Source organism: Marinomonas algarum (assembly GCF_020532605.1).
Lineage (GTDB): Bacteria > Pseudomonadota > Gammaproteobacteria > Pseudomonadales > Marinomonadaceae > Marinomonas > Marinomonas algarum.
The window spans coordinates 1-20,305 of sequence record NZ_JAJATW010000002.1; the positions used below are offsets into that span (position 1 = coordinate 1).

General features: G+C 44.9%; 19 protein-coding genes. 2 read left to right on the forward strand and 17 right to left on the reverse strand.

Annotation, left to right across the window (positions count from 1 at the left end; translation table 11 throughout):
• Positions 1-273: 273 nt before the first annotated feature.
• The 15 genes from parC to LG368_RS01915 form a co-directional block, all read right to left on the reverse strand.
• Positions 274-2,523 carry a DNA topoisomerase IV subunit A gene (gene parC / locus LG368_RS01845; protein ID WP_226753024.1) on the reverse strand — a complete coding sequence of 750 codons (2,250 nt, stop codon included), beginning with the start codon at positions 2,521-2,523 and terminating at the stop codon, positions 274-276.
• 108 nt (positions 2,524-2,631) lie between these two features.
• Positions 2,632-3,522 carry a GNAT family N-acetyltransferase gene (locus LG368_RS01850; RefSeq protein ID WP_226753025.1) on the reverse strand — a complete coding sequence of 297 codons (891 nt, stop codon included), beginning with the start codon at positions 3,520-3,522 and terminating at the stop codon, positions 2,632-2,634.
• Positions 3,523-3,605: 83 nt separating this feature from the next.
• The gene (gene speA, locus LG368_RS01855; protein ID WP_226753026.1) at positions 3,606-5,504 is read right to left on the reverse strand and encodes a biosynthetic arginine decarboxylase; all 1,899 of its coding nucleotides are present in this window, start codon (positions 5,502-5,504) and stop codon (positions 3,606-3,608) included.
• 115 nt (positions 5,505-5,619) lie between these two features.
• Positions 5,620-6,579, reverse strand: coding sequence for a lipoyl synthase (gene lipA, locus LG368_RS01860; protein ID WP_226753027.1), 960 nt, complete (start codon positions 6,577-6,579; stop codon positions 5,620-5,622).
• 1 nt (position 6,580) lies between these two features.
• Entirely contained in the window at positions 6,581-7,225 is a 645-nt protein-coding gene (gene lipB, locus LG368_RS01865; RefSeq protein ID WP_226753028.1) for a lipoyl(octanoyl) transferase LipB, read from the reverse strand.
• On the reverse strand, positions 7,226-7,531 hold the full coding sequence (locus LG368_RS01870) for an HP0495 family protein (protein ID WP_226753029.1): 306 nt from the start codon (positions 7,529-7,531) through the stop codon (positions 7,226-7,228).
• A 25-nt stretch (positions 7,532-7,556) separates the two neighbouring features.
• Entirely contained in the window at positions 7,557-8,705 is a 1,149-nt protein-coding gene (locus LG368_RS01875; protein ID WP_226753030.1) for a D-alanyl-D-alanine carboxypeptidase family protein, read from the reverse strand.
• Between the two features lie 80 nt (positions 8,706-8,785).
• Positions 8,786-9,721 (reverse strand): septal ring lytic transglycosylase RlpA family protein, encoded by a 936-nt coding sequence (locus LG368_RS01880; RefSeq protein WP_226753031.1) that lies wholly within the window; start codon positions 9,719-9,721, stop codon positions 8,786-8,788.
• Complete coding sequence (gene mltB, locus LG368_RS01885) at positions 9,708-10,766, reverse strand: lytic murein transglycosylase B (protein WP_226753032.1); 1,059 nt, start codon at positions 10,764-10,766, stop codon at positions 9,708-9,710. Before mltB ends, LG368_RS01880 begins: the two co-directional genes overlap by 14 nt.
• Positions 10,763-11,884 (reverse strand): rod shape-determining protein RodA, encoded by a 1,122-nt coding sequence (gene rodA, locus LG368_RS01890; RefSeq protein ID WP_226753033.1) that lies wholly within the window; start codon positions 11,882-11,884, stop codon positions 10,763-10,765. Before rodA ends, mltB begins: the two co-directional genes overlap by 4 nt.
• Entirely contained in the window at positions 11,877-13,757 is a 1,881-nt protein-coding gene (mrdA, locus tag LG368_RS01895; RefSeq protein ID WP_226753034.1) for a penicillin-binding protein 2, read from the reverse strand. Before mrdA ends, rodA begins: the two co-directional genes overlap by 8 nt.
• 10 nt (positions 13,758-13,767) lie before the next feature.
• The gene (gene rlmH / locus LG368_RS01900; protein ID WP_226753035.1) at positions 13,768-14,235 is read right to left on the reverse strand and encodes a 23S rRNA (pseudouridine(1915)-N(3))-methyltransferase RlmH; all 468 of its coding nucleotides are present in this window, start codon (positions 14,233-14,235) and stop codon (positions 13,768-13,770) included.
• 12 nt (positions 14,236-14,247) lie between these two features.
• On the reverse strand, positions 14,248-14,601 hold the full coding sequence (gene rsfS / locus LG368_RS01905) for a ribosome silencing factor (protein ID WP_226753036.1): 354 nt from the start codon (positions 14,599-14,601) through the stop codon (positions 14,248-14,250).
• 14 nt (positions 14,602-14,615) lie between these two features.
• Entirely contained in the window at positions 14,616-15,266 is a 651-nt protein-coding gene (gene nadD, locus LG368_RS01910) for a nicotinate-nucleotide adenylyltransferase (RefSeq protein WP_420827959.1), read from the reverse strand.
• Positions 15,256-16,515: a glutamate-5-semialdehyde dehydrogenase gene (locus tag LG368_RS01915; protein WP_226753038.1), complete on the reverse strand. Its 1,260-nt coding sequence runs from the start codon at positions 16,513-16,515 to the stop codon at positions 15,256-15,258. The genes nadD and LG368_RS01915 overlap by 11 nt, the downstream gene beginning before the upstream one ends.
• A gap of 131 nt (positions 16,516-16,646) precedes the next feature.
• Here LG368_RS01915 and tsaA point away from each other — a divergent pair, with 131 nt between their 5' ends.
• Together tsaA and LG368_RS01925 are read left to right on the forward strand one after the other, a co-directional pair.
• Positions 16,647-17,375, forward strand: a complete 729-nt coding sequence (gene tsaA, locus LG368_RS01920) for a tRNA (N6-threonylcarbamoyladenosine(37)-N6)-methyltransferase TrmO (protein ID WP_264193948.1) — start codon at positions 16,647-16,649, stop codon at positions 17,373-17,375.
• A complete protein-coding gene (locus LG368_RS01925) occupies positions 17,372-17,620 on the forward strand; it encodes a hypothetical protein (RefSeq protein ID WP_226753039.1) in 249 nt (82 codons plus the stop codon). Before tsaA ends, LG368_RS01925 begins: the two co-directional genes overlap by 4 nt.
• Before the next feature lie 134 nt (positions 17,621-17,754).
• Here the strand turns inward: LG368_RS01925 and rpsA are convergent, their stop codons facing one another.
• Positions 17,755-19,437 carry a 30S ribosomal protein S1 gene (gene rpsA, locus LG368_RS01930; protein WP_226753040.1) on the reverse strand — a complete coding sequence of 561 codons (1,683 nt, stop codon included), beginning with the start codon at positions 19,435-19,437 and terminating at the stop codon, positions 17,755-17,757.
• 168 nt (positions 19,438-19,605) lie between these two features.
• A complete protein-coding gene (gene cmk / locus LG368_RS01935; protein ID WP_226753041.1) occupies positions 19,606-20,289 on the reverse strand; it encodes a (d)CMP kinase in 684 nt (227 codons plus the stop codon).
• Positions 20,290-20,305 lie beyond the last annotated feature (16 nt).

The following is a 20,305-nucleotide window of genomic DNA, read 5'->3' on the forward strand; positions in this document are numbered from 1 at the left end:
CTTCATAAAACTCACCGATTCTGCAACTTTTTGGGCCTTACACTGTATTTACAGCAAGATTTAGACATAAACTATCTAATAAAAACACAATAAATTCAATAGGTTGAGAGTTATTCAGGGACAACTACCAAACAGATACTTACAGCGCTCAGCAATCCTCTCAATGCCTTTCGCAAAAATTAGTCGAAACTTTCAAGTTTAAACTTTAGATTGACAGCAACCCTCTTTTGCAAAATAAGCGAGTTGCTGTACAACTTTTTATGTATTAAACATTTATGGAAGCTTAATTTCTAAGCTATCGATTCTTTGTAGACCACGAGGCAGTTTCAATCCTCGACGGCCTCGTTCCCCCAGATACTCTTCCAGATCCTTTTCAGCAAAAGTGATAAATCGCTTACCGGCGTGAGCGGTCAATACATCGTCTGGTTGTACACAAGCCAATGCAACGACCCACTCTTCCCGGTCTGCCGCTCTAGAACTGGGAATACTCAACATTTTATTACCTTTCCCTTTTGCCATTTTCGGCAACGAAGCCACATCAAACGCAAGCATTCGACCTTCATTAGAAATGGCCACAACACGACCAAGCTCAGGGTTAGAAACCAATACAGGCGGCATAACCCGCGCACCTCTTGGCAAGGTTAGCGACGCTTTGCCTGCTTTATTCTTGGCGTATAAGTCTTGTAGTTGCGCAACAAAACCATAACCCGCATCACTGGCAATCAAATAATGCGCGTCTTCGCTGTCTAACACGGCAGACACTATCGTCACGTCTTTTTCTAATGAAATACGGCCCGTAACGGGTTCGCCTTGGCCTCGAGCCGAAGGTAAAGTGTGTGCCTTAATAGAGTAGGTTCGACCATTTGAAGCAAACAAGACCAATGTCTGGTTAGAACGCCCCTTTGTACTGACAAGAAAGCCATCACCTGACTTATAACTTAAGCCTTCAACATCCACATCATGGCCTTTGGCGGCACGAATCCAGCCCTGCTTAGAAATCACCACCGTAATGGGGTCATTAGAAAGAAGGTCTTCTTCACTGAACGCTTGCGCTTCTTTACGCTCAACCATCGGTGTTCTGCGTTCGTCACCAAAAGCATCGATCGCTTCTTGAATCTCATCGCTGATCAGCTTTTTCAACTTACGGTCAGAGGCCAACAACCCTTCTAGCTTTTTACGCTCTTTTTCAAGCTCGTCTTGCTCACCCTTAATACGCATCTCTTCAAGCTTAGCCAGATGACGTAGTTTTAATTCCAAAATAGATTCGGCTTGCATCTCACTCAGACCAAACCGTGCGATCAATTCTAACTTTGGCTTTTCTTCTGTTCGGATGATGTCAATCACTTCATCAATATTTAGGTAGGCTATCAGTAAACCTTCCAAAATATGCAGACGATTTAACACCTTATCAAGACGAAACTGTAAACGACGACGTACAACGTCAATGCGAAAGCGTAGCCACTCTGTCAAAAAGTTCTTGAGAGGCTTCACTTGCGGCAGACCATCAAGACCAATCACATTCATATTCACACGATAGGACTTTTCCAGATCAGTGGTGGCAAACAAATGTGTCATCACGGCTTCAATATCCACGCGATTTGACTTGGGAACAATGACTAACCTGGTTGGGTTTTCATGATCTGACTCATCTCGTAAATCCACCACCATAGGCAGTTTCTTTGCCTGCATTTGAGCCGCAATCTGCTCTAGTATCTTGCTTCCTGACACCTGATGAGGCAACTCGCTTATCACGATTTCACCTTCGTCTACGGTGAAGCGTGCTCTGGCTTTAATCTGTCCTTTACCGGTTTCATACAACTTAACGATGTCGTGGCGTGGCGTGATAATTTCACCACCTGTTGGGAAGTCAGGCCCTTTCACAAAACTCAGTAAATCGTCTAATTCAGCTTTAGGATGGTTCAGCAAATGTATGCAGGCACCACCGATTTCTCTGAGGTTATGTGGAGGAATGTCTGTTGCCATCCCAACAGCAATGCCTGTTGTACCATTGAGTAACAAATTTGGCAGACGAGCGGGGAGTACGGAAGGCTCTTGTAAGGTGCCGTCAAAATTAGGTACCCAATCGACTGTGCCTTGACTCACTTCACGCAGCAAAACGTCTGCGTATTTTGAAAGACGAGATTCGGTGTAACGCATGGCAGCAAAAGACTTAGGGTCGTCTGGCGCGCCCCAGTTACCTTGGCCATCAACCAGGGGATAACGATAAGAAAAAGGCTGTGCCATTAATACCATGGCTTCATAACAAGCACTGTCACCATGAGGGTGAAACTTACCGAGCACATCCCCCACTGTCCGAGCCGATTTTTTGTACTTCGCACTCGCCTTTAAACCCAATTCACTCATTGCATAAACAATACGACGTTGAACCGGCTTCAACCCATCACCAATATGCGGCAAAGCGCGGTCCAAAATAACGTACATGGAATAGTTTAAATACGCTTTTTCTGTGTAATCTTTTAATGACAGCGTTTCATTCGATTCAAAATTTGACAATTCACTCAAGGAAGCTTTCCTTCTTCGATCAAGGGTGCATGCAAGCAATAAACACACACTGTTTAACTGATTTTACTTTATGGCAGTTGAGCGCCACGACAAGCATTGAAGCCTTTTTCAACGCAACAAGAGCGCCGTAAGCACATGATCTTCCCACTGCCCATTAATTTTCAAATAACGCTTTGCGAGGCCTTCTTTATCAAAGCCCAGTTTTTGCAACACAGCGGCACTGCGCGCATTTCTCGGCATGTAGCAGGCTTGAATGCGGTCAATATGCCATTCTTTATGTAGATAATGTAAACCCGCCTCTAACGCCTCTTGCATGATGCCCTTGCCCTGTTCACTTTGCCGTAGGCTGTAACCAAGATTACAAGACTGAAACACACCTCGCGCCACATTGGAAAAGTTGGTATAAGCGAGCATCTTATCTTCCTCAGGCGACAAAAAGCAAAGTACCACCCCTCTGTCCTCCAGAAAATCACGACGCATTTCACGAATGCGTAGCTGACAGGTTTCTAGGGAATAATAAGCGTCACTTCTGGTCGGTTCCCAGGGAGCCAAAAAGTCTTTTTCTTGATTCACATAATCATACAAAAGCGGGGTGTGAGACGCTTCTAGAAGCGTCAATATCCCTCTTTTTGTCACCACACGTGGAAAGCGCTCTCCTTCACCACTGGCTTGATCGGCCTTGATAAAAGGGTCATCTGTGACGACCTGAAACTGCTTTAAAGAATAAGCAAGATACCAAAAATCTTTACCCAGCGATAAAATCCTGCGCTGAACCGGATGCTCTGTCCACGCTGCAGCGTCCTCTTCTGTTTGCCAATAGGTCACCATGATGTCTATCTCACCACCTGCCCATTCTGCACCAAGGTAGCCAGGTAGATCCTGTGCAAGCGCCATCAACTTATCGCTCATGACGCGATACATAACCTCATTTGACGCCAACTTACTGGACAACATGACGCCAAAGTACGGCAAACGCGTGGAAGCACTATACACCTTCATAATGTCTCTTTTTCAAAACGTCTCACCGTATTCAATCAACAAACTTAAGGCCGACTGCATGTTTTATAAATACAAGTTTGCACCTAAGTTAGATAAGTCGTGCCCGCTAAGACTTTTTTGTACGTTGCCATTAGGCTATCTTGTTCTTGTTGACTCAAGGTGCTTGCAGACACTTTCCCTTGATAACGAGCCATCAATTCGTGCTCGTTATAGCTGACCGACTTGAGCACATCTTGCACACTGTCACCTTTCAGCACATGGTCAATACGGAATCCTTCTTCTGTTAGATAAACGTCTACAGAGCAAGTATCACCAAATAGGTTATGCAAATCCCCTAGTGTTTCTTGGTAGGCACCTACTAAGAAAAACCCCATCAAGTAGTCTTCACCTTCTGGCGGAGGCGGCGGCAAAGGCAACGAGGACTCAATGCCTTGTCCGTCTACATAGCTGTATAAGCAACCATCAGAGTCACAGGTTACATCTTGAATCTTCCCTCGAAAAGAGGGTGCCTGATCCAGTCCTTGCAATGGCAAAACGGGGAATAACTGGTCAATTCCCCAAGCGTCTGGCATCGATTGAAAAACAGATAAATTCACAAAAAGCTTCTCTGCCAGACGTTCGTTTAACTCATCAATCACAGCACGATGTCCACGGTTACGATTATCTAACCGTGGCAGCAAATTTCGACAGGCAGACAAAAACAGATTCTCAGCTTGAGCACGCTGCGACAAGTTCAACTGACCGTGATTATATAAAGCCAGACTGTCATTAAAATCGTCTAACAAATCATGGTAAATCTCAACCAAAGAGCGGCTTTCTTCGTCATTACCCAATTTTAAGCTTTGATAAGACGACCAGAGTCGCTGTAATTCTAACTCCGTATCCTGTGTAGGCTCTTCGATCGGCAACAGTTCGGCACCATGAGAAAAGACATCGGCAATCATCATGGCATGGTGTGCTGTCACGGCACGCCCCGATTCGGAAATAATATGTGGATGTGGAAGGTCATATTGTTCACACACATTGTGAAAGGCGAACACAACGTTATTAGCATACTCGCCAATACTGTAGTTCGCTGAAAAGTCATTTTGACAACGGGTGCCTTCATAATCAACGCCTAAGCCACCACCAACATCAACCCATTTCACCTTAACACCCATCGCATGCAGTTCAGCATAATAACGAGCACACTCTTTAAGGCTGTTTTGAATATCACGGATCCGCGTGATCTGTGAGCCTAGATGGAAATGTATCAGCTCCAAACAATGCGACAGGCCCAACTCACGCAAATGATCAATTGCTCGTAATAATTGTGAGGTGGTTAAGCCAAACTTAGACTTCTCGCCACCACTGTTTCCCCAGTGTGTTGAGCAAGTCGATGCCAAGCGGATACGAATACCAATACGAGGTTGTACATCAATCTTAGCGGCTTCTTCTAAGATCCAATCCAACTCGTGCATTTTTTCGACAACAATAAAAACCTGGTGGCCCATTTTTTCAGCCATCAACGCCAAATGGATAAACTCACGATCTTTGTAGCCATTACAAACAATGATACCTTCGGCGTTTTTATGCATTGCTAACACCGCCATCAATTCAGGCTTACTGCCCGCTTCCAAACCGACTGAGGCCGTATTATCAAGCTGACACGCCGCTATTTCTTCAACAACTCGACGCTGTTGGTTGACCTTAATCGGATACACAATCGCATATTGTGCTTGATAGTTATAATGTTCAATTGCCTGTTGAAAGGAATTCGTAATTTTTTCAATACGCGAATGCAGGATATTAGGAAAACGCACAAGACAAGGGTATGGAATACCTTGCTGCTTCAACGCTTGAGAAAGCTCTGTCAAATCAATACTGTTTTCTCTGTCAGGTAAGGCAATAGCACGACCTTTGTCATTGATTGAAAAAAAACCACTGCTCCAGTGACTGACGTTGTACAGCTCCATTGAGTCTTTAATTGACCAAGGCTTCATATCATCTCCAAAATTGTCATGTCCGTATTGTAAGCGATTGCTTTATCACGAAACCAAATAAAAAAAGCGAGGTTAAGACAAACTTAACCCCGCTTTTTTTTAATAAATATACAGGTTAAGAAACATGCTCACCATGAGCTTGCTTGTCTGCATGGTAAGAAGAGCGCACTAAAGGACCACAAGCTGCACGCTTAAAGCCCAGCTCTTTGGCCACTTCTTCATAACGAGCAAACTCTTCCGGTGGTACAAAGCGCGCCATAGGAAAGTGATGCTTAGAAGGCTGAAGATATTGACCAATCGTCAACATATCTACATTGTGAGCACGAAGATCTTTCAGCACTTCAACAATTTCTTCAAACGTTTCACCCATACCAACCATCAAACCAGACTTCGTAGGTACATCTGGGCAACGATCTTTGAAGTTTTTCAACAAATCTAATGACCATTGGTAGTCTGAGCCAGGGCGAACCTGACGATACAGACGTGGAATTGACTCTAAGTTGTGATTAAAAACATCAGGGGGGGCAATTGACAAGGTATCAATCGCGACGTCCATCCGACCGCGAAAATCCGGTACCAGTGTTTCAATTTCGATGTTTGGACTTTCAGCACGAGTTTCACGGATACAGTCAACAAAATGCTGTGCTCCGCCATCGCGCAAATCATCACGATCTACCGACGTAATCACCACATACTTCAATTTCATATCACGAATTGCCGCCGCCAACTCTTTTGGTTCATCAACGCTGAGTGGATTTGGTCGTCCGTGTGCTACATCACAAAACGGGCAACGTCGCGTACAAATTTCACCCATAATCATAAAGGTGGCTGTGCCATTACTGAAACACTCTCCTAAATTAGGGCAATTCGCTTCCTCGCATACTGACGCCAGTTTGTGCTCGCGCAGTGTTGATTTAATACGAGCGATTTCTGGCGATGCTGGCATGCGTACACGTAACCAGTCAGGCTTACGTGGAATCTCTTCTGTTGGTACAATTTTTACAGGGATACGTGCCATTTTATCAGCACCACGTAGTTTTTCCCCTTGGACAACGCGTTTGCGTTCTACAGTCATTCTAATTCCACCCTTGTTGGATAGCAGGATAGCTATATCCTAGCTGCTCAGCCAGCTGATTCGCTAACTGACGCTTAGTATCTGATAACGAAACTATGCTATTGAGTCTTTTCATATCAACCATTTGTAGACCTTGATAGCCACATGGGTTGATCCGGTTAAATGGTGTGAGGTCCATATCAACATTAAGAGCCAATCCATGAAATGAGCAACCTCTGCGGACTCGCAACCCTAAGGAAGCAATTTTTTGCTCATTAACATACACGCCAGGCGCGTCAGGTTTGGGGTAGGCGGTAATCTGATTTTCTTGCAGTGTGTTTACGACAGCATTCTCCAGCACAGACACCAAATCTCGAACGCCAATTCCCAATCGTTTAAGATCCACCATAACATACGCCACCAGCTGACCCGGTCCGTGATACGTCACTTGACCGCCTCGATCAACCTGAACAACAGGGATATCACCAGGTGCCAAAAGGTGTTCTTCCTTGCCTGCCTGACCTTGGGTAAACAGCGCCGGATGTTCTAACAACCAAATTTCATCCGCGTCAGCTTTAGAACGCGTTTGTGTAAAATCTTTCATACGCTCCCAAGTGTCATTGTAATCAATCACACCTAGGTCACGACAGACCACACTCATGTTCATTTACAGAACCATCTTAACAGGTTCAATCGCCATTAAATCACGGTGTAGAGCAGCAAGCTGTTCTTCACTTTGTGCCACAATCCGAAAACTAAAACTGACAAACTTTCCTTTGCTTGAACGGTTGCTTTTCTCTGCCGTCGTGTTCATCTCAGGTGCATGACAAAGTAAACATTCTGTGATTTCAGTATGAATACCCTCAGCATCTAATGAGACCACCTTGATCACGTAATTATCACAAGGAAACTCTATTTTTGGTGCATCAGCGACTTGTTCTGCTTGGTCACCATGTTTTGTAATCAATGCCATTATACTTACCCTTTCAAATCAGAGCTTAAAACAAGTTCATAAAGAAAAGTTTAATTTTATCAAACAAGCGTTTGAAAAAGCCGCCTTCTTCAACAGCCTCTAGCGCAACAACCTGCTGTTCAAGCAACACATTTCCTTCAGAGCCAACGATAATGGTTCCCAGCACATCACCAACGGCAATAGGTGCAACGATTTCTTTCTGCATATCCAAAGAAGCAGGAATAGAATCGCCTTGTTGTCTTGGCATGGTGACTAACACATCATCAGCAAAGCCCACTTTGACTGTCGCTTGACTACCGCCCCACACTTTCGCGTTGTTAACCACTTGGCCGCGGCTATAGAGTTTGCGTGTCTCATAGTAACGGAAACCATAGTTCAATAGCTTCTGAGCCTCAGCAGCCCTCGCCGCATCGGACTTGGTTCCCATTACAACGGCAATAAGACGCGTGCCGTTGCGAACCGCAGAGGCCGCTAAGCAGTAACCCGCCTCTTCAGTATGGCCGGTCTTTAAGCCATCCACTGTTTTATCTCGCCATAGCAAACGATTGCGGTTTGGCTGGCGAATGTTGTTGTAAGTAAACTCTTTTTCAGCGTACATGGTGTAATTTTCTGGGAACTGTAAAATCGTCGCACGAGACAGTTTAGCCAAATCATGAGCGCTTGAGTAATGTCCTTCTGCAGGGAACCCTGTTGCATTTTTAAAATGAGAATTGGTCATACCCAGCAGTTGCGCATGCTGGTTCATCAGATCCGTAAATGCGGCCTCACTCCCGGCAACGTATTCTGCGGCTGCCACACTTGCGTCATTCCCAGACTGGATAATAATGCCGCGCATTAAATCTTCTAAGCTAACCTGAGTCCCTTCGCGAATAAACATACGCGAACCTTCCATACGCCATGCTTTTTCACTTACGGTAACCATATCAGAGAAAGACAAGTTTCCTCGTGCCAGCTCATACTCAACAATATAGGCCGTCATTAACTTAGTCAGGCTGGCAGGTGGCAAGGCCTCATCAGCGTTATTTTCTACTAAGATATCGCCGGTAAAAGCATCCATCAAAATATAGCTGCTTGCCGACAGTTGTGGCGGTGCCGGTATTAACGAAGGTGCTGCCGTAACCACGTTTGAAACTAGGCTAAAAAGCAAGGATAAAGTCACTAGGAGTGTTTTCATACTCAAAAATATCGTCTTCTAAAAAATGTGCCTGAATAATACTAGAGCATAAAAGGAATCTCTAGCCCAAACCGATTGGCTCAAGGAACAAGCGCGACTCTAACCGCGTTGCCAAAGCCCTCTTGTTGCAGTTTTTGCTGCCATCTCAACAGCTCAGTATCATTGTCAAACGGACCCAATAAAACCTTATATAAACCGTCGTTTTGATGATTGGTACTTACTTTAACTTGAGTATCAAATGATTCAAAAAGTCGTGTTTTTAATTGATTTGCTGATTGTTCGACACGAAACGCACCTACCTGTAAATGTGAAAAAACCATCAAGTCTGGCGTCGACGCTTGACTCGAGTGAGACTCGACAGAAGCCTTATTCGGTGTGACTTCAGAGGCGACAGGAGAACTTATAACAACCGCTTTTGGTGCTTGGTACGACTGTCCTTGAGACGGTGTAATCGCTTCTATTTTGACACGCGCCAACCCTTTCTTGTGGTAATCTAAACGAGCGGCAGCGGCATAGGAAAGATCAATAATACGGTCCCCATGGAAAGGCCCACGGTCATTCACTCGCACAATGATTGAGCGGTTATTATCAAGGTTTGTTACCTTCACATAGGTCGGTAACGGTAAGGATTTGTGCGCGGCAGAAAAGGCATACATGTCATATGTTTCCCCATTTGACGTCTTATGCCCATGAAATTTATTGCCGTACCATGAGGCCGTTCCTTGTGCCGTATAACCTTTCGCTGAATCCATTACCCAATACTTTTTCCCCCACACTTCATAGGGACTTTTGTTTCCACCTCGACTTTTTGCTTCCCATTTAGGCACCAAATCCGGTAAATGATCTACCTCTATATCTCCCGTCGGCGCGTGATCCTGTAAGATAGAATAACGTCCGCCGCCAGACGCTTTTTCATAGTCCGCGTCTTTTTTACCCAAAACATGCTGGGTACTCATACAGCCATTCAGTACCAATAAACTCACACTGGCAACAAACAGTATCTTAATCCACTTCATAACGCCCAATACTCTTAGCAAGCTCTAACACTGACATGGCATAACGTCGACTCGGGTTGTAATCCATAATGGTGAAAAAGTTCTCATACGCCAACCAGTAGGACATTTCACCAGGCCCCGTTTGCAAACCAATTAGACCGGTCTTCTCTGACACAAAAGGTTGTGTCGGTAGCACCTTTACAGCAGACCAAGCCGTTATGTCGACGTCAGGCACTCGACCACGGTTGATATCTTTAGCGACCATATCCGGCTCAGCCACATACGCAGTGACAAACCAAGGTTGATCCGTCTGCCACTTGTGATGCTTCAAATAGTTGGCGACACTGCCAATCGCATCCGCATCAGACTGCCACAAATCAATGTGACCATCACTATCGTAGTCAATTGCAAGCTTCCTGTAGTTGCTTGGCATAAACTGCACCATTCCCATGGCACCACTGTATGACCCTTTCGTGTCACCGATGTTCCAGCCTTCTTCTCGTGCCAATAACAAATAGGCCTCTAGTTCACTCTGAAAATACTCTTTACGTCTTGGGTAATCGAACGCCAAGGTCGTCAAAGACGTGAACACATCCTTTGACCCAGTGATACGCCCGTAATAGGTTTCAACGCCGATGAGCGCCACAATAACACTGGAATCGACGCCAAAATCTTGTTCCGCTTTACGCAACCAAAACGCATTTCGTTTTGCAAATTCTCGACCCAGTTTGGCACGGCTGGGGTTCACGAAGCGCGTTTTATACTCATAAAAAGGTGTGATGACTTCTGGCTGGTTGTCAGACTTCTCGATGACTTTTGGTCTAACTTGAATGTGTGAAAAGGCCAACTCTAGTCGCGCTTTATCGTAGTTATGCTGTTCAACAAGTTGTGAAATAAAGCGCTGAACATCTGGGTTCCCAGCATAAGAATCGGCTACGCTTACTGGCTTTTCTTCTAACAGTGAGTCACTGACCCCCGACGCTTTTGTTATAACAGAATGCTCTGTGTTAGCGCAGGCCGTCAGTCCGATTGCCATCAAGCAAAGAGAAACGTGCTTAAACATCATATTGCCCTTTTGTGTGTTTGTATGGACATCAAAATGCCAAAAGTCGCCATGATGGTAATAATAGAAGTACCGCCATAGCTCACCAAGGGTAAGGGTACCCCAACCACAGGGAGAATACCTGACACCATGCCAATATTTACAAACATATAAACAAAGAAAGTCAGTGTTAAACTGCCTGCTAGTAATCTTGCATAGTTGTCTGAAGCCTTTGCCGCAATGAACAATCCACGACCAATGACGAGTAAGTAAGCCAAAATGAGTAGGCCACAACCCAACATACCAAACTCTTCTGCCAGAACAGCGATAATAAAGTCAGTGTGACTTTCTGGGAGAAAATCAAGTTGTGCCTGTGTTCCTTCTAACCAGCCCTTGCCCTGAATACCACCCGAGCCAATGGCTGTTTTAGACTGTATAATATTCCAGCCTGCCCCCAAGGGATCACTCTCAGGGTCCCAAAAAGTGCGTACTCGTTGGCGTTGATATTCATGCATAAATTGCCATAGTGTGTATGCCGCCAGAGGCGCAGAGATCGCTGCACCAATAATATAACGCCAGCCTAATCCGGCTAAAAACAACACAAAAATACCTGACACCGCCACCAAAAGAGAGGTCCCCAAATCGGGCTGTTTTGCGATCATAACAACCGGCACTGCAATTAAAGTCAGTACGACTAAAATCTGTTTAAAAGTCGGTGGCAAGGGCTTGTGAGCAAAGTACCAAGCAATCATCATGGGCATCACAATTTTCATAATTTCTGACGGTTGGAAGCGTAACCCACCAGGTAACGGCAACCATCGCTGCGCCCCTTTCGCTCCGACACCAAACAAAAGCACGCCAATAAGTAGAAGTGCTAAGAACGCAAAAAGTACCGGTGAGGCTCTGCGCATATATTTAGGTGGTAATTGAGCCAATACTAGACACACAACCAAACCAATAGCCAAACGCAACGCTTGCCGTTCCACCATCGCCGTGTTTTGACCCGAGGCGGAATACAGGATAAAAAGCCCTCCGCCAATCAATAAAAATAACGACGCAATCAGCAACACATCGACGTGCACCAATTTCCATAAACGTGCGTTGGTGAAGGATATTGCTCGCTGATACAAGCTTTCACTCATGATTGCGGCCTTTTAAATAATCGTATTTCGCTGGGTAGTCATCATAAAGATATGCATCAAATAACGAACGCGTTAGATCAGCCGGTTTTGAGCTGCTGCCACCGTTTTCAAAAATGGCGAAAACAGAAATTTTCGGCTTTTCCGCTGGGGCAAAACCAATAAATAATGCGTGATCATGAAGGCGGCGATCCAAACTGTCTGCGTCATATTCTTGGTCTTCTTGTAAACTAAATACCTGCCCTGTGCCTGTCTTACCCGCGATATCGTATTCCGTGCCACGCAATCGTCTTGCTGTGCCTTTTGAGTCCGTAATCACTCTACGCATTGCATTCGTCATACGATCCCAGTTACCTTGGTCTTTCAGCACAATCCTGTGTTCTTTACCTAGGTTCTCTTCAAACTGCGCCTCAGAGTCACCTATGGTTTGTGCCATTCGAGGGTAAAAATAATGACCTTTACCTGCCAAAGCCGATGTCGCTGACGCAATCTGCACCGGTGTTGCTACCATAAAGCCTTGACCGATTCCCACATTAACAGAGTCACCTGGATACCACGGCTCTTTGTATTTGGCTTTTTTCCATTCATTTGAAGGCAACAAACCGCGGCTCTCGCCCCGTAGGTCAAGCAAGTTACCTTGACCAAAACCGAAGCGGGTTAAAAAGTTATGAATAGGAGTAATCCCCATCTTATTAGCCAACTGATAATAATAAGTATCCACTGACTCGATGATAGAACGTTCTAAATCAATCCAGCCATGACCTGAACGTTTCCAGTCACGATAACGACGACCATTAGGATTGATTTGATAATAACCTTTGGCGTAATACTGCTCAGTCCAAGAAGCAAAGCCGTATTCCAGTCCCGCCAACGCCATAAAGGGTTTTATCGTTGAAGCCGGTGGATAGCCACCGCGTAGCGCCCGATTAAACAAAGGTAACTTTCTCGATTCTCGTAAGTCACCATAATCTTTAACAGAGATGCCACGCACAAATAAATTAGGGTCATAACCTGGCTTAGAAACAAGTGCAAGAATGCCACCTGTTTCAGGATCAATAGCGACCACAGATCCCGTGTAGTCTCCCAGAAGATCATAGGCATATTGTTGTAATCGCGCATCAAGGTGGAGATGAACATCTTTTCCTGGAGTGGGTGTTTGCCTTTCCAATTCAGACATAATTCGACCACGAGCATTGACTTCAACCTTATTCAGACCCGCTTGGCCGAACAAGGTCTCCTCGTAGTACCCTTCCACTCCCGTTTTACCAATAAATAACGCCCCTTGATAGGCAAGTCGGTCGACGGTTTCTAGATCTTTAGAAGTAATACGACCCACATAACCCACTGCATGGGCAAAGGCTTCTCCGAAGGGGTAGTATCGTGTTAATTGCGCCTCGACTTGAACGCCGTCGAGTTTATACAAATCCACCGAGACTTTTGCCCACTCTTCGTCTGTCAGCTGAGACTTTAAAGTAATCGATTGGTAAGGCCGGCGATATTCTTCAAGAGCGCGATCAAAATCTTGCCATTCACTCTCGGTTATATCGATGATGGTATTTAATGTTTGCTTTAGCGCGTCAAAATCCGCGATTCGCTCAGGTGTGACCGTTAAACTGTGGATGGGGCGATTGTCTGCCAATACAACACCATTGCGGTCATAAATGAGCCCTCTTGGTGGCGGCTCAGTCACCAACATCACTCGGTTGTCATCGGCTTTCGTTTGATACAAATCATGTTCAATCACTTGCAGATAAAACAATCGACCGATCAACACACAAACTAATAGAAAAACAAACACAGCGGCGGCCAACACGCGTCGTTGGGTTAGCCGTTGCTCTTGTCGATAATTACGAAATTTTTGGTGTCCGCGATTCAACAACCCCACCTCATCGATGATACGGGTGATTATTCATCAGCGTCCAAGCACGATAAATTTGTTCCGCGAGCAAGATTCTTACCATAGGGTGCGGCAACGTCAGGCGAGATAAAGACCAAACCTGATCCGCTCGCGCTGTACATCTAGGGTCAAGTCCATCTGGCCCACCCACTAACAAGCTGACATTGTACCCTTCCATACGCCACTGCTCTGTCTGATCGGATAGTTGCTCAGTCGACCACTCTTTACCCAACACCTCCATTGCAATCACTTTATCACCTGAAGGAATAGCCTCTAACATGGCATCCCCCTCTTTGCGTATGGCTTTTGGAATGTCGGTATTTTTGCCACGAGGTGACATGGGGATTTCAACCAGTTCAAGAGCAAAATCTTTTGGTAGACGTTTAGAATACTCTTCATACCCTTCAACGACCCACTTCGGCATTTTACTGCCAACCGCTATCAGACGAACACGCATTACACAGGAACCTTAGATGTTTTCGGGTTGAATATCCCAGAGTTTTTCAAGATCATAAAAAGCGCGCGCCTCTTCTGTCATGACATGAACCACCACATCATGCAAATCGACCAACACCCAATCGCTGCCCATACCGCGACCTTCAGAACCCAATGGCTGAAGCCCCTTTGACTTAAGATGTTCAAAGACGTTTTGCCCAAGACCATTTACATGACGTTTGGACGTACCAGTACAAAGTACCATGTAATCCATCATGTCAGTGTGCTTGCTAACATTCAAAACAGTGATTTTATCACCCTTGACATCTTCCAGTGCTTCCACAGCAAAAGATAAAATTTGATCTGCTGTGTAGTTAAGCTGACTCATATTGTTTTGTTATCCTATCGATATAATTGATGTTGCTCTATGTATTCTTGAACAGGCTCTGGCAACAAGTACGCAATTGACTCGTTTTTAGAAGCCAATGATCTAATCATGCTAGAAGAAATTCCTAAGGGCGTAAGTGTTTCAAACCATAAACGCCCTGACGGCGCGCATTGTAACTCATAGGAGGAGTTGGCACGATATTTTTCGCAAAAAGCACTTAATTCGCTGATTAAATCAGGCTCCCAACCGGGTCGTGAAACAACGAAAATATGAGCGTATTTCGTCAACTCCTGCCACTGAGACCATGTAGGTAACGACAAGAAACTGTCCATTCCCAATACCATGATTAAGGGCGTATCCGCGCCAATTTCAGCTCGGATATTTTTCAACGTATCAATACTGTAACTTGGTCCTTCTCGTTCGATTTCACGGGCATCGACGCTCAACCTTGCATCTCCCGATATGGCCAGTCGCACCATATCAAGTCGCTGTTGCGGTGATACACCTGGCTTACCCTTATGTACCGGCTGAAAACAAGGGATCAGTTTTAACGATGAATAGCCAAAACGGTCTAGAATTTCTACTGCGGTTCTAAGGTGGCCATTATGCACAGGATCAAATGTCCCTCCCATAATGGCGAGGCTGTTCAACGATTTAGTTGTCACGAGTATGACCATCTCCTAACACAACGTACTTTTGACTGGTTAACCCCAACAAACCTACCGGGCCGCGAGCATGAATCTTATCTGTCGATATACCAATCTCAGCACCAAATCCGTATTCAAAACCATCTGCAAAGGAAGTAGAAGCGTTGACCATCACCGAAGAGGAGTCCACCTCCGTCATAAAAGCACGCGTTTTAGCATAGTTGTTCGATACAATAGCGTCTGTATGGTGTGAGCCATAATGATTAATATGCGCAATCGCCTCATCAATATTCGATACCACTTTGATCGACAACTTAGGGGCGAGGTATTCTGTGTACCAATCTTCCTCCGTTGCAGGCTCGATGTTTGAGTAAATAGCACGGATCGCTTCACAGCCAACAAGCGCCACGCCCTTGTCTTGATAAGCGGTAACCAGTCTTGGCAAAATAGCGTTTAATATAGACTGATGAACTAACAAAGACTCCATCGCATTACAGACACCATAACGACGCGTTTTTGCGTTCAAGGCAATAGCGAACGCTTTATCTAGATCCGCTTCATCATCAATATAAACATGGCAATTGCCATCCAAATGTTTAATCACAGGCACACGCGCATCTTGACTAATACGCTCAATCAGCCCTTTACCACCACGAGGGACGATTACATCCACAAACTCAGGCATAGTAATTAATTTACCTACGGCCTCTCTGTCCGTGGTATTTAACACCTGCACCGCATTTTCTGGTAAACCTGCCTCAACAATGCCCGCTTTTACCGCACCTGCAATGGCTTGATTAGAATAAAACGCTTCAGAACCACCACGCAATATCGTTGCATTGCCTGATTTCAAACACAGACTCGCCGCATCGATGGTCACGTTAGGGCGAGACTCGTAAATAATACCAATGACTCCAAGAGGCACGCGCATTTGGCCACGCTGAATGCCTGACGGCAAATACACCATATTTGACACTTCACCAATAGGATCAGGCAAGGATGCCACTTGCTTCAACCCATTGATCATGCCATCAATACGAGCATCATCTAACAATAACCGATCCAATAACGCCGCATCTAATCCCTTCTCTTTACCGTTTTTTATGTCTTTCGCGTTTTCTTCCATCAAGTGTGGACGAGCATCTTCTAATGCTTGCGCCATAGCAAATAAAGCACGATTTTTTTGTTGAGTGGAGGCTTTCGCCAAAGCTCGGGAAGCCTCTCTGGCTTGTTGGCCTACTTGATTCATGTAAGATTCTAAAGACATGGTAACTCTCTGGTAAAGTAAGAAATTGCGAACGAAAGATAAGGGCTAACCCATAATCTCTTTCAACAAAACAGTATACTACCATACTATATTTGTTCATTTAGTGCCGATTTAGTCTCAAGGAACTCACATTGTCCATACCAAACACTTACACACTCTCCACCGTAGGCATAGTACACTCGTGCTATAAAGAGAAATTCGGCATTCCACGTCAACCCGGACTGGTTAAAGAGGCAACGGCAAGACTTGAGCTGCTACCGCCCTTTAATCGGCTAGACACATTAGACGGGCTAAGTGATTATTCCCACATCTGGATTCAGTTTGTGTTTCATGCTTGCCTCACAGAGGGCTGGAAAGCCAAGGTTCGCCCACCAAGGCTTGGTGGTAAAGATAAATTAGGCGTATTTGCCACCCGCTCAACCCACAGACCCAACCCCATAGGCTTATCGGTGGTAAAAATAGGTCGCATCTATCAAGAAGAAAAGCGTGTTTTTATTGATCTTCATGGGGCCGATTTACTGGATGGCACACCTGTCTTGGATATAAAACCCTATTTGCCTTATGCTGATAACATTACTGACGCGACAGCAGAAAAAACACCGGCCCCAACAAACGTAAAAAACGTACGTTTTTCTCAGCTAGCGAAACAACAATGCGAAAACTATCAAAACACACACGATAAAAACATCATCACACTGATTGAACAAGTCGTCGCACAAGATCCAAGGCCCTCTTATCTTACAAACCAGACAGACAGAGAACATGGCATTACTCTATGGGACATCAATATAAAGTGGTGTGCAAGAAATGATCACTTTGAGATTTTGTGCATTGAATCAATACAAGAGAGCCAACGATGAATAAAAAGCAGTTTTTGAACACCTATAAGAAGGTTGATGAACTCAAGCAAGAAGCTACAGGACAAAGCCAGAAGCCGCCTATTTATCGCTCAAAATACGATGAACGTCTGATAAAAGACTTCCACTATGCAAAATTCCAGAAAAACCTGCAGAATGCCCGCCAAAGTGAGTCGTTAAAAAACTTGCTTGAAAAAGAAGAATGGAGCGAAGAAGACACCGAAGTATTGCTTAGGTCTTTACGCTAACTAAGACATACGCAAAGCCTATACCCATGGTTATCCACACGTTATATGTATAGTTTTTCTGTCAATGAATTCAAAAGAAATAGGCATAAAAAAAGCGGGCTAAGCCCGCTTTTTACTAACTAGAAAATTAAAACTTAGTTTTGGTTTTCTAGTTGCGCTTTGATCAAATCACCGATAGTGGTAGGACCATTCGCTTCAACTTGCTGTTTCTCAGAATGAGATTTCAACGCAGCTTTTTCTTCAGTCGCATCTTTCTGCTTGATAGACAGAGCAATAGTACGCGCTTTACGATCAACATTGATGATCGCTGCTTCTACTTTATCGCCTTCTTTCAATGCAGTTGATGCATCTTCGATACGCTCACGGCTGATTTCAGAGACTTTCAACGTCGCTTCAACACCTTCAGCAAGAACAACAACAGCGCCTTTCGCATCTACTGTAGAAACAGTACCGTTTACGATTGCACCTTTGTCATTTTCAGCAACGAAAGCTAGGAACGGATCTTCTTCTAGTTGTTTAACACCTAGAGAAATACGCTCACGCTCAGCATCGATAGACAATACCACTGTTTCTAGCATATCGCCTTTCTTGTACTGACGTACTGCTTCTTCACCCGTTTCGTCCCAAGATAGGTCAGATAGGTGAACAAGACCATCGATACCGCCGTCAAGACCAATGAACACACCAAAGTCAGTGATAGACTTGATTGCGCCAGAGATTTTGTCGCCTTTGTTGAAAGAAGTAGCAAACTCTTCCCATGGGTTCATGGTGCACTGCTTGATACCCAAAGAAATACGACGACGCTCTTCATCAATGTCAAGAACCATAACTTCAACTTCGTCACCGATCTGAACAACTTTAGATGGGTGAATGTTTTTGTTAGTCCAATCCATTTCAGAAACGTGTACTAGACCTTCTACGCCTTCTTCTAATTCAGCGAAGCAACCGTAATCAGTCAAGTTAGTAACTTTAGCAGTCACTTTCGTGTTTTCTGGGTAACGGGCTTTGATAGCAACCCATGGATCTTCACCCAATTGCTTAAGACCTAGAGACACACGGTTACGCTCGCGGTCGAACTTAAGAACTTTAACGTCGATTTCATCGCCAACAGCAATGATTTCGCTTGGGTGCTTAATACGTTTCCAAGCCATGTCAGTGATGTGTAGAAGACCATCAACACCACCAAGATCAACGAACGCACCGTAGTCTGTAAGGTTCTTAACGATACCTTTAACTTCTTGACCTTCTTCAAGAGAAGCAAGTAGTGTTTCGCGTTCAGCGCTGTTAGTCGCTTCCATAACGGCACGACGAGATACAACAACGTTGTTACGTTTTTGATCAAGCTTGATAAGTTTGAACTCAAGATCAACACCTTCCAAGTGTGATGTGTCGCGGATTGGGCGAACATCTACCAAAGAACCTGGCAAGAAGGCACGGATATTTGCGATATCAACTGTGAAGCCACCTTTGACTTTACCGTTGATCACACCATTAACAATGGCATTTTCTTCGTAAGCTTTTTCAAGCACAGACCAAGTCTCTGCACGTTTCGCTTTTTCACGAGACAATTTAGTCTCACCGAAGCCATCTTCAACAGCGTCAAGTGCAACTTTTACTTCGTCACCGATGTTTAAGTTGAACTCACCACTTTCCGTTAGGAACTGAGAACGAGGAATTACGCCTTCAGATTTAAGACCTGCATGAACAGTTACCCACTCACTGTCGATATCAACAATAATACCGGTAACAATTGAGCCTGGCGCCATTTCGACGGTTAACAGGCTTTCTTCAAACAGTTCTGCGAAGCTTTGAGTCATTGTATTTCCTATATAGTCGACCTAAAAACACTAGGTCATTTCCACACCGCCAGCAGATGCGGGTCAATTTTTTTGGATGATGCGATAAAGGCTTGCTGGCACCTTTATCGACTTGAATAACATTTATACTATTCTAGCACAGTCTACCTACAAAAAAGTAGACTCAGATTACACAAGACCGGCTTTTGCTGCTTCAGCAATAACGGCCTCGACCACCTGCTCTATCGTCAGCTCTGTGCTGTCAACCACCAGCGCACCCGCGGCGGGAACAAGGGGGGAGATAGCTCTATTAGCGTCACGCTCATCTCTTTCTTGAATGGTTTTCACTAGCTCATCAAGATTGACCGTATCGCCCTTTTGCTGTAGCTGGTTCAACCGTCTTTGAGCACGTTCTTGTGCTGACGCGGTTAAAAATATTTTAATCTGAGCATCGGGAAAAACAACCGTGCCCATATCTCGACCATCCGCCACCAAACCCGGCGTTTGAGAAAAAGCACGCTGACGTAATAACAACCCCTCTCTTACTTCGGGGATCGCCGCTAACTTGGAAGCACAATTGCCCACCTCTTCCGTACGAATAGCTTGAGTAACCACTTCTCCCTCAAGCACGATATCAACAACACCCTTCTCACTTTGTTTAAACTGAATATCAAGATGCTCTGCCAACACTTTTAATGTCTCAACATCGTCTGTGGACATCCCATGATGCTCGACAGCAAGGGCAAGCAATCGGTACAAAGCCCCACTGTCCAAAATATGCCATCCCAGCTTTTCTGCGACTAACTGGCTAACAGTGCCTTTACCCGCACCACTTGGACCATCAATCGTAATAACTGGGCCTTGGTTGATCATAACTAATCCTCTTTAA